Below are 7,414 nucleotides of genomic sequence, written 5' to 3' on the forward strand. Positions count from 1 at the left end.
AGGTTTTGAAACAGGTTGTTATGTAAAACCTGCAATTGCTGAAGCTGAAAATCATTTTGAAATTGTACAACACGAAACATTTGCACCAATTTTATATTTATTAAAATATTCAGGTGATGTTACCAACGCTATTGAAATTCAGAATGGTGTAAATCAAGGACTTTCATCGGCTATAATGACAAATAATTTGCGTGAAGCGGAGTTGTTTTTATCTCAAGCCGGATCAGATTGCGGAATTGCAAATGTAAATATTGGAACTTCTGGCGCTGAAATTGGTGGTGCTTTTGGTGGTGAAAAAGAAACTGGAGGAGGAAGAGAGTCTGGGTCAGATGCTTGGAAAATTTATATGCGTCGTCAAACGAATACTATAAATTATACAACGGAATTACCACTTGCACAGGGAATCAAATTTGATTTGTAAATTTTAGAAATCTAAAGATTAGAAACTTTTTAATCCTTCTTTTTGATATTAGTTTGGATCCACGTTTTAAACTATTCTATTTATAGATTGTAAACCTAACAGGTTTTTAAAAACCTGTTAGGTTTTATACTGATAACCTCATTTTATAAACATTTAGGAACTCTAACCAGAAGAATGCATTTCTTTAGAAGTAATTGTAGTTTCTAAATTTTCATTTTCTAAACTGCTTTCCAGCTCCGCTTGAAACTCTTCCATAACCGGTTTCACAGTACTTTCAGGTATGTCTGAAACTCTAATGTACATTAACCCATCTATAGCGTTATTAAATTTTGGGTCAACATTAAAAGCAACCAAGCGCGCATTTTGTTTTACATATTTTTTAATTAACACAGGGATTCTTAGTGCTCCAGGTTCAATTTCATCAATTATTTTATCAAATTTATTCATATCCGCTTTGGTAGCATCAAAAACAAAATCTTTATCGGCATCTTTCAATTTTACCTTATATTCTTTTTTTGGGTGAATGTATTGTGCAATGTATGGGTCGTAATAATGAGATTTCATAAACTCAATCATTAACGATTTTGAAAAATTGGAAAATTGATTGCTAATGCTAACTCCTCCTATTAAATATTTATATTCTGGATGTCGTAATGTTACATGCACAATACCTTTCCAAAGTAAAAATAACGGCATTGGTTTTTGCTGATATTCTTTAATAATAAATGCACGCCCCATTTCAATAGAATTTTCCATCATTGAGTACAATTCTTGTTCAAACTTAAAAAGGGTATGTATATAAAAACCTTCAATACCATGTTTTTTATAAATATCTTTACCTAAACCCATTCTATAGGCTCCAACTAATTTTTTTTCGGAATCATCCCATAAAAATAAATGATGATAAAACCCATCAAATCTATCTAAATCTATAGATTCGTTGGTACCTTCTCCAACTTCTCTAAATGTGATCTCACGTAAACGACCAATCTCAAATTTTATGTTAGGAATTTTGTTACTTGGAGCAAAAAAGACTTCATAATCTTTACTTTTTAACAATCTTCCATTATTATTGCGAAGCGTATCTACTTCTTGAATAATTTTATCATTATTTTTTTTACTAACAATTTTTTTTGGTTGCTTCGTTTTTTTTAATGACGAGGCGTTTATAGTTTTAGACACTTTTTCAAATGGGTTTGCTAACATATACGTTTTTCTTCGAATAAAATCGCAAAAATCTTGAGTTTCCTCATATTCTTCCTGATCTTTAACAGGAATAGCTTTCCCTATTCGAACCTTAATAACACGTTCTTTTTGTGACAACAGTTCTGAAGGTAATTTTGCCGTTCGAAGTGTAGGGTTTAGTTTAGATAAAAAATAAAATAACCTACTATTTTTTGCATGAAAATAAATTGGAATTACAGGAACTTTTGCTTTTTGAATTAGTTTTATAGCACCTTCTTCCCAAGGTTTATCTACAATTAATTTTCCATCTTTATAGGTAGAAACTTCACCAGCCGGAAAAACACCTAAAGGTTTCCCTTCTTGAATATGCAAGAGTGCGCTTTTTATACCAGCAATACTCGATTTTGCATCTTTTCTATCTTCAAAAGGATTTACAGGCATAATAAAAGGCTTCATTGGCTCAATTCTATGCAGTAAAAAATTAGCAATTATTTTATAATCTGGTCTTTTTTCGATCAATAATTTCAATAATAAAATACCATCAATTCCACCAAGAGGATGATTTGAAACTGTAATAAAGGCACCATCTTTTGGTATTCTTTTTAAATCTTCTTCTGGGATTTCAAATTTTATTTGGAGATCGGCTAGAAGAGCCGTAAAAAAATCTAAATCATTTAAATGTTTATGTTTATTGTATATTTTATTTATGGCAGATATCCGTAAAATTTTCATTAATAACCAACCAAAAAATGTACCAATAAATCCATATTTATCTAGATTTATTACTTTCGAAACTTCTTTCGGTGTTACTAAACTCATTTAAATTTAATTAAAGATAACTACAAAAATACATAAAATTATTGCATAATAAGTTGTACTGTTCCTTTTGTGGCTTGTTTTAATAGTACCGTTCCATTTTGCTCTACTAATTTAATTGCTTTTTGTGTAGCATGTCTAATTGTATAAAGCGAAACATTACTAACAAAAGTAACATTGTATTTAGGTTTTATTTTCAACAAAAAAGGTTCAAAATTATTAAATTTATCTTCCAAACAAACCGAAAAACTTAGAGCCGAATTTTGAATAAGATTTACTTTTAGTTTACAATCGTGTAAAATTTTAAAAATATCACTTAAATTATGTTCTACCATAAAAGAAAAATCCAGAGCAGAAATGGAAACTAAAATTTGATTAGTTTTTAAAATAAAACAAGGAATTTCTGGAAATAAATGTTGTCCCTTACTTACAATTGAACCTTTATTTTCTAAATTATAAAATGAACGAACATTTAAAGGTATTTTTTTATTTTCGAGTGGTTTTAATGTCTTTGGATGAATTACTGAAGCACCATAAAAAGCCATTTCAATGGCTTCGCTGTATGAGATTTGTTCTAATAATATTGTTTCTTCAAAATAGCGAGGGTCTGCATTTAAAACACCATTTACATCTTTCCATATTGTTACACTTTCAGCATTTAAACAATATGCAAAAATGGCTGCGGTATAATCTGAACCTTCTCTACCCAAAGTGGTGGTTTTGTTTTTAGAATTACTACCTAAAAAACCTTGAGTTATGTATAAAGTATGAGTGTCTAGTGTTTTAATATTATCACACGTTTGTTTCCAATTAACAGACGCATTTCTATAAGTAGTGTCGGTTTTAATAAAATCTCTAACATCAATCCATGTTGTTGAAATACCAACAGAATTTAAATAACTACTAATAATTTTTGTTGAAAGTAATTCTCCATAACCAACAATTTGATCGTAGATATAATTATAATCAGTTGATTTATTAATTGCCATAAATCCACTTAACTGCCCAAATAAAATTTCAATTTCATGTAAAATGGGTTGTTGCTTGTCTTCAAATAAGTTTTCAAATAAATCTACATGAAATTTTCTAACAACGTCTATTTCAGCTCTTAAATCTTCAGATTTATGATAGTATGCGTTTATAACTTTTTCAAAAGCATTGGTCATTTTTCCCATTGCAGAAATAACAATAAGTGTATTTTCAAAATCTTCATGTTTTAAAACACGTACTACATTTTTTATACTTTCAGCATCTTTAACAGATGCACCACCAAATTTATATATCTTCACTTTAAAAGTTTATATATTTTTTCATTGATTTTCTGTCTATCTGGACTGTATCCCAGTCTCTTAGTACTTTTGCACCTGTGCTTTTATAAAATTCTATTGCGGGGTCATTCCAATCTAAAACATTCCATTCAATACGTTTTACACCTTTATTATAACCATATTCAATTACTTTTTTGTACAAAGCACTTCCAATTTTCAGTCCTCTCTTTTGCTCCGTTACAATTAAATCTTCTAAATGAATTGTAGGTCCTTTCCAAGTTGAATATCGTGGATAAAATAATGCAATTGCAACAATTTCTTCAGCAATTTCTGCTACAAAAATTTTAAATAAAGGAGTTTTTCCAAAGCCATCTTTTTCTAAATCTGCCACTGTAACTTCCACAGCATCTGCTTCTTTTTCAAAATGTGCTAGCTCTTTTATTAAATTTAAAACTGAAGGAACATCTTCAATTTTTGCATCTCTAATTGTAAAATTCATTCTTATTTTAATTAAATAGTTATGGCTAAAATAAAAAATCTTTATTCAAACTATCTTACAAACTCATACCTTTTTCAAAATTAATTTTTCGATATTTGTAAAAACAAACTTCAAATAACTAAAATGGAAACCAATAACTTAACATTAGGAGAATTTATTATTGAAAATCAAAAGCATTATAAATCTACTTCTGGAGAATTTTCTAGGCTTTTAAGTTCTGTTAAATTAGCTGCTAAGATTGTAAATTATAAGGTAAATAAAGCTGGTTTGGTTGATATTATGGGTAAAGCTGGTGAAACAAATATTCAAGGCGAAGATCAACAAAAATTAGATGTTTTTGCTAATAATGTGTTTATGGAAACCTTAATTAATAGAGAAATAGTTTGTGGAATTGCCAGTGAAGAAGAAGACGATTTTGTTACCATAAGAGGAAAACAAGGTACTAACGAAAATAAATATGTAGTTTTAATAGATCCTTTAGATGGTTCATCAAATATTGACGTAAATGTTTCTGTTGGTACAATTTTCTCAATTTATAAACGTGTTACCCCTATTGGCACCCCAGTTGAAATGGCTGATTTTTTACAACCTGGTAATTTACAAGTTGCTGCCGGATATGTAGTTTATGGAACTTCAACTATGTTGGTTTACACTTCTGGTCATGGTGTAAATGGTTTTACTTTAAATCCTGCAATTGGTTCATTTTATTTATCACATCCAAATTTTAAATTTCCTGAAGAAGGTCAAATTTATTCTATAAACGAAGGAAATTATGTGCATTTTCCTCAAGGTGTAAAAGACTATTTAAAATACTGCCAGGAAGAAAGAGATAACAGACCTTACACTTCTCGTTATATTGGTTCTTTAGTTTCAGATTTTCATAGAAATATGATAAAAGGTGGAATTTATATGTACCCAACTAGTGCTATTGGCCCAAAGGGAAAGTTACGTTTGCTTTACGAATGCAATCCAATGGCTTTTTTAGCAGAACAAGCAAATGGAAAAGCAACTGATGGTTTTAGAAGAATTATGGATATTAAACCAACTGAACTGCACCAACGTGTTCCATTTTTCTGCGGAAGTAAAAAAATGGTTGAAAAAGCTGAAGAATTTATGGCGAAATATCCTGAGGATGCGAATTATTAAGACCATCTTTCGTGAAACGAGAGATGTGAGACGTCTCACTAAAAAACGTCTCAAGTCTTACGGTTGAATAGCTAATCCCAATACCACTATAAAAATATATGATTTTTAAGATTTTTTAAAGTGAGAATGGTTCGTTATCTTTGAATAGATGCGAAAAAAGAAAAATAATTAAGTTTAACTAAAAAACAGATACAACTATGTCATTTGAATTACCAAAATTACCGTACGCTTATGACGCGTTAGAACCAAATATTGATGCAAGAACTATGGAAATTCACCATACAAAACATCATCAGGGTTATACAAACAATTTAAACAATGCAATTGCTGGGACGGCTTTAGAAGGAAAGTCTATTGAAGCTATTTTAGGCGGATTAGATATGAACAATGCAGCTGTAAGAAATAACGGTGGTGGTTTTTACAATCACTGTTTATTTTGGGATGTAATGAATCCTGAAGGAAAAGGATATTTATCGGGAGAATTAAAAGATGCTATTGTAGCGGAATTTGGTTCTGTTGATGCTTTTAAAGATGCTTTTGCAAAAGCTGCTGCAACTCGTTTTGGATCTGGATGGGCTTGGTTATGTGTTCATAAAGGAGGAAAAGTTGAAATTTGCTCAACTCCAAATCAAGACAATCCGTTAATGCCAGGTGTTAGCTGTGGAGGATTTCCAATATTAGCATTAGATGTATGGGAACATGCGTACTACTTGCATTATCAAAATAGAAGACCAGATTATATTAATGCATTTTTTAATGTAATAAACTGGAATCATGTTGAAAAATTATATGCTGAGAATAAATAATTTTTTAGATGAATACGATAAAAAAACTCGCCAATTTGGCGAGTTTTTTTTGGTTTTAACCTCTAAAGTGTGTAAATTTTAAATCTTTTAGAAACCTAAACGGAAAAATTACAAATACCCTAAAAACAAACTCTTATTCCCAACGGATAAAGCTGTTGGAAAGGCACTAAGAAATGAACATTACCCCATTAGAAATTGGAAATTATTTTTAATCCAATTTTTAACCATATTTAAAAACAGGATTAAACGATAAATAATTTAATCCTGAGTTTTATACTTACAAAGATTTTAGGATAGTTTTATATTCTATAATCTAATAAATTGATTATTCTTTAATAATTTTAAGCATTACAGGTTTGTCTAAATATACTTTAGCAAAATACACACCTGGCACATTGTTATTTATGTCTAGTTTAACTGTTCCATTGTTAATAGTGTAATTTTTTACTGAAATTAACTGAGATTGTACAGTATATATTTCAATTTTTACATTGTTTCGAGAAACAGGTACAGTAATTTCTAAATTACCCTTTGTTGGATTTGGGTAGGCAATAACTTCATCAAATAAATTAATTGATTTAGAAAAGGCACCTTCGCATACAACGTTCGATTTCACTTCAATTTTATCTCCGTGTGCTACATCAACAGTAAATGACGGTAAAGCTGTTTCTAAAGTAATTCTATTATTTACAAATACCCTGAATGGAGCAGTTCCTTGTTCAATTTCTATTGAAGCTTTTCCGGCAGCTACAGCTACCTTTCCAGAAATAGTAATTCCTTGATCAATATTTACAGTAAAACATTGTTCGTACGTTTCTCCAGATACACCAATACAAACTGTATAAGCTCCAGGATTTAGACCATTGTTTTCTAAATTAGCAACGGATCCATTTAGCGTAACATTATAGGTGTAGTTTTCTTGAGCTGAGATCAAAATTTGTCCGTTATTTTTATTTGGACAAGTTTCGCTTATTGTTTCAATAGTAAAGTTGTTAGCGGGTAATGTAAAACAACCTGAAGCATCTACGTTTGCTCCAGATGTGGTGTTTGGGCAACTATCTATATTATTCATAATACCATCGTTATCATCATCTAATTGACTGTCTGAACATCCTGTTGAATTTATTGATTCTCCAGTTGGTGTGTCTGGACAAGAATCTAAATTATTATAAACACCGTCGTTATCATCGTCTAATTGACTGTCGGAACAACCTGTTGCATTTACGTCTTCTCCAGTTGGTGTGTCTGGACAAGTATCTATATTATTTGCAAT

The 7,414-nt window shown here is 30.2% G+C and carries 7 protein-coding genes; 3 read left to right on the plus strand and 4 right to left on the minus strand.

Going from position 1 to position 7,414, the window contains the following annotated elements; translation table 11 throughout:
• A partial coding sequence (locus tag AB1Z17_RS00830; protein ID WP_368049892.1) for an aldehyde dehydrogenase family protein occupies positions 1–421 on the plus strand: 421 nt, incomplete at its 5' end.
• 162 nt (positions 422–583) lie between these two features.
• On the opposite strand, the gene AB1Z17_RS00835 is transcribed toward AB1Z17_RS00830, so the two are convergent.
• Genes AB1Z17_RS00835 through AB1Z17_RS00845 form a run of 3 tightly spaced genes read right to left on the minus strand, consistent with a single transcriptional unit; the run spans position 584 to position 4,189 of the window.
• On the minus strand, positions 584–2,425 hold the full coding sequence (locus AB1Z17_RS00835) for a GNAT family N-acyltransferase (protein WP_368049893.1): 1,842 nt from the start codon (positions 2,423–2,425) through the stop codon (positions 584–586).
• Between the two features lie 38 nt (positions 2,426–2,463).
• Positions 2,464–3,711, minus strand: a complete 1,248-nt coding sequence (locus AB1Z17_RS00840; protein ID WP_368049894.1) for an aspartate kinase — start codon at positions 3,709–3,711, stop codon at positions 2,464–2,466.
• Position 3,712: 1 nt separating this feature from the next.
• Positions 3,713–4,189, minus strand: coding sequence for an N-acetyltransferase family protein (locus AB1Z17_RS00845; RefSeq protein ID WP_368049895.1), 477 nt, complete (start codon positions 4,187–4,189; stop codon positions 3,713–3,715).
• A 123-nt stretch (positions 4,190–4,312) separates the two neighbouring features.
• On the opposite strand from AB1Z17_RS00845, the gene fbp reads away from it, so the two are divergent.
• Together fbp and AB1Z17_RS00855 are read left to right on the plus strand one after the other, a co-directional pair.
• Entirely contained in the window at positions 4,313–5,335 is a 1,023-nt protein-coding gene (fbp, locus tag AB1Z17_RS00850) for a class 1 fructose-bisphosphatase (protein WP_368049896.1), read from the plus strand.
• Positions 5,336–5,532: 197 nt separating this feature from the next.
• Positions 5,533–6,141, plus strand: coding sequence for a superoxide dismutase (locus AB1Z17_RS00855; protein ID WP_368049897.1), 609 nt, complete (start codon positions 5,533–5,535; stop codon positions 6,139–6,141).
• A gap of 325 nt (positions 6,142–6,466) precedes the next feature.
• Here the strand turns inward: AB1Z17_RS00855 and AB1Z17_RS00860 are convergent.
• A partial coding sequence (locus tag AB1Z17_RS00860; RefSeq protein ID WP_368049898.1) for a T9SS type A sorting domain-containing protein occupies positions 6,467–7,414 on the minus strand: 948 nt, incomplete at its 5' end.

It is taken from the genome of Lutibacter sp., assembly GCF_040883305.1.
In the GTDB taxonomy this organism is placed as follows: Bacteria; Bacteroidota; Bacteroidia; order Flavobacteriales; family Flavobacteriaceae; genus Lutibacter.

Excerpts from the sequence above, each read along its gene's own strand:
- AB1Z17_RS00835 (WP_368049893.1), bottom strand. The coding sequence starts at position 2,425 with ATGAGTTTAGTAACACCGAAAGAAGTTTCGAAAGTAATAAATCTAGAT.
- AB1Z17_RS00845 (WP_368049895.1), bottom strand. The coding sequence starts at position 4,189 with ATGAATTTTACAATTAGAGATGCAAAAATTGAAGATGTTCCTTCAGTT.
- fbp (WP_368049896.1), top strand. The coding sequence starts at position 4,313 with ATGGAAACCAATAACTTAACATTAGGAGAATTTATTATTGAAAATCAA.
- AB1Z17_RS00855 (WP_368049897.1), top strand. The coding sequence starts at position 5,533 with ATGTCATTTGAATTACCAAAATTACCGTACGCTTATGACGCGTTAGAA.